Genomic DNA, 2,081 nt, shown 5'->3' with positions numbered 1-2,081 from the left:
ATCAAAGAACCTGCAACAGGCTCACGGATACCATCGATGTCTACTGGGGGTGCTGCGATGAACGCAATGATGAAGCAGGTGGTTGCAGCTAGCAAGGTGGGGATCATCAATACGCCGAACCAACCAACATATAGGCGGTTTTCGGTGCTGGTGATCCACTCGCAGAAGCGTTCCCATACGTTGCCGCTTTCGCGACGTTGTAGAGTTGTGGTCATTTTTTTATGATTGCTGTGAATTTTGAACAATGTATGAGGCAAATTTGTTTTTTGCCTGTATTAATACTTTACATGTTTTTAAGGAATTGTGGCAATTATATCTATTTATAAATTTTATATTGTTAATCAGCTCTACTTATGAATCACGCTAGATGGTGTTATTCACCGTTTGAAGTGGTTGATAAGTGAAGTCAGCGGATGTTAGAAATCGAAGTAAATATAGGGCAAGCTGCCTTCAGGAGCCAATAACCAAACTGCGTAGAGACATAGTGGCACGAAGAAAAGCTTGACAGGCCAATGGAACTGTAACTTTAAGTTGCGGTTAAAGGCATACACTATAGCCATAAGGACAGCTAAAATCGTTAGCACCCAAGCGAGCTGGGATTGGCTGAGATTCAAAGCTTCTACATAGACCTTTTGGGCAAACTGTGCATCTGCGGAATGACCCCAAAGATGCTGAATTACTAAAGAAGAGTCTTGGAGGTTGGGTAAGCGGAACCAGATCCAAGAGGTGAAAACCATTATTTGAGTTACCAGCCAAGCTAATACTATACCTATGGGATTTTGCCAGAAGTGTTCTATATCTTCAAAGCGATCGCTAATTGTATCAGTCAGTCGATGAACCACCAAGGCTAAACCGTGGTAAATACCCCAAACTACATAACCCAAAGCTGCACCATGCCAAATGCCAGCAATTAACATCACAATAAATAAATTTAAGGAGGTGCGATCAAAACCGCAACGGGAACCACCCAAAGGAAAATATATATAGTTACGCAGCCAATCGCCTAGTGTAATGTGCCATCGACGCCAAAAATCAGCAATATTGGTGCTGAAGTAGGGAAAATCAAAATTCTCTGGCAAAACCAAGCCGAAAAGCAAAGCACTACCACGGGCAATGTCTACGTAACCATTAAAATCTAAATACAATTGCAAGCCATAGGCAAATGTAGCCAACCATAAATCAGTACTACCTGCCCTTTGCAGATTACCAAAACATAAATCTACAAAAATCCCTAGGTGGTCTGCCAAAATACCTTTTTTGACTGCACCCCTAGCAATTAACCATAATCCCTCTACCACAATATCAGGAGTAGGAAATTTCAGCGCACTGAATTGATTTTCTAGTTTGTGAAAGCGAGTAATCGGACCAGAAATCAATTTTGCAAAGAAAAATTTGTAGCTGGCAAACTTAATAAATTCTCCTGTAGCCGGGGCACCGCGATAAACATCAACTAAATATGCAATACACTCAAAGGTAAAAAAGGAAATACCCAATGGTGCAATTATTTTAAAAGAGTCACTTGAGGCAGGTAACTGGAAAACAAACTTAAATAAAGGTTGTAAATATTTGAAACCTAATAGCAGGAAAACATTTAAAATTATACCCAACCACAAAATCTTTAGACGACGACGATTCCAATCTAATTGAGCAAATTGCCACTCTTCGTTAGAAATGCGCCAATCGAGAGTATGTTCTCCTGGTGAAGTGTTTTCTCCTAATGCCAAACCAAGACGAAAGTTAATAAAAACTAGTGCTAATAGTAGCGGTATATATTGAGCTTGTAAAGATGCGTAAAACACCAGGCTAGCAATCAACAATGTCCATAGCCGTAATTTTTCCTGTGTTAAAGACCAATAAATTCCCAGCACGCTCAGTAAGAATAATCCGTAAACAACTGATATAAAGTTCATTTAATTAGTTAGGAGTTGGGAGTTGGGAGTTGGGAGTTGGGAGTTGGGAGTTGGGAGTTGGGAGTTGGGAGTTGGGAGTTAGGAGTTGGGAGTTAGGAGTTGGGAGTTATAACTCCCCCCACACCCCCACCTTCCCCCGCCCCCCCCACCCCCCTTCACACCCCAACCAAC

1 protein-coding gene and 1 pseudogene are annotated in these 2,081 nt (G+C 41.4%); both read right to left on the bottom strand.

The features are described from left to right. Positions 1-215 (bottom strand): annotated as a pseudogene (locus OGM63_RS13910) (photosystem II q(b) protein); the annotation flags it as partial. Positions 216-416: 201 nt separating this feature from the next. Further along, on the bottom strand, positions 417-1,910 hold the full coding sequence (locus OGM63_RS13905) for an MBOAT family O-acyltransferase (RefSeq protein ID WP_263746174.1): 1,494 nt from the start codon (positions 1,908-1,910) through the stop codon (positions 417-419). Between the last annotated feature and the right edge of the window lie 171 nt (positions 1,911-2,081).

Origin of the sequence: Plectonema radiosum NIES-515 (genome assembly GCF_025753815.1) — a bacterium.
GTDB lineage: Bacteria > Cyanobacteriota > Cyanobacteriia > Cyanobacteriales > Nostocaceae > Hassallia > Hassallia radiosum_A.
Note: the sequence above shows the minus strand (reverse complement) of the source record. Positions and strands in the feature narration are given on the sequence as shown.

Coding starts and splice junctions, on each gene's coding strand:
- OGM63_RS13905 (WP_263746174.1), bottom strand. CDS start 1,910: ATGAACTTTATATCAGTTGTTTACGGATTATTCTTACTGAGCGTGCTG.